At 74.3% G+C, this 1,138-nt stretch carries 1 protein-coding gene; it reads right to left on the bottom strand.

Features of this window, described 5'->3' with window-relative positions; all coding sequences use genetic code 11:
• Nucleotides 1-13 precede the first annotated feature (13 nt).
• The gene (locus MCBG_RS03435) at nucleotides 14-949 is read right to left on the bottom strand and encodes a diacylglycerol/lipid kinase family protein (RefSeq protein WP_043323805.1); all 936 of its coding nucleotides are present in this window, start codon (nucleotides 947-949) and stop codon (nucleotides 14-16) included.
• Between the last annotated feature and the right edge of the window lie 189 nt (nucleotides 950-1,138).

Here is a 1,138-nt window from a genome sequence, read left to right as displayed (position 1 = left end):
GGCCAGAACGCGGTCAGTCCGGCGGGTCGGGACAGCACACCGTCAGCGCGCCCGAGACCACCTTCACCTTGAGCCGTTTCGCCTTGCCCCGCGCGCCGCCGTCCAGCTCGTACGTCTTCGGCGCGTCGAACCGCACCGTGATCTTGCGACCGCGGGTGATCCGCACGAACGGCGACTCCTCGGAGCGCCCGGCGGCCATCCGGCCCAGCGTGCGCGCCCAGTCCACCGCGCCGCTGGCGGTGGACACGCCGACCTCCAGCGCCCCGTCGTCCGGACGGGCGTCGTCGAAGGCCGGGATGCCGCCGGTGATGGTGCCGACGTTGCCGAACAGCACGCAGCTCGCCTCGTCGTCGAACCAGTCCGCGCCGTCGACCCGGATCCGGGTCCGTACGCACTCGCCGCGCACGTGCCGCAGCCCGGTCCAGACGTACGCGATCCGGCCGAACCGGCCCTTGAGCTGCCGGTCGGCGTCCCGGATCAGGTCGCCGTCGAACCCGGCGCCGGCCATCACCGCGAAGTGCTCCCCGTTGATCCGGCCCAGGTCCAGCTCGCGGCGGCGGCCGTGCAGCGCGATGCGTACCGCCTCGGGCAGGTCGACCGGGATGCCCAGGTTCACCGCGAACAGGTTGGCCGTGCCGGCCGGCAGGATGCCCATCGGCACGCCGCTGCCCGCGAGCGCGTCGGCGCACCGCTGCACCATGCCGTCGCCGCCCCACACCAGCACCAGCTCGGCGCCGGAGTCCAGCGCCGCGCGGACCCGCTTGGGCGCCTTGCGGCTCTTCGGCACCTCGTACCAGAGCAGCCGCCCGACCCCGGCGGCGACGAGCCGGGAGCGCAGCTCGTCGAGCCCTCCCCCGAACGTCTTCTTCCGATGGGCGACGACGGCGACCACACCGGCCGGGGGCGCGGCGGGAGCGGTGGCCGGGCGCTCGGCCGTGCTCGTGTTCATGGTTCCGCTGTACCCGGAGCGCGCGCGTCCCACGCCTGCGCCCGGCGCGACGCGCCCGAAACCGATTCGCGGCGTACTGTGCCCGGACGGCCACGTTCGGTACAGTGCGGACGATGATCCGCGCCGCCGGGCGCGGATCCGGAGGGTGTGCGATGACGCGACGGATCGGGTGGGTGGCGTACTACACGC

The organism is Micromonospora sp. M42 (genome assembly GCF_000568915.1).
GTDB classification, from domain to species: domain Bacteria; phylum Actinomycetota; class Actinomycetes; order Mycobacteriales; family Micromonosporaceae; genus Micromonospora; species Micromonospora chalcea.
The sequence above is the reverse complement of the archived record's forward strand: the minus strand, read 5'-3'. Positions and strand labels throughout refer to the sequence as shown.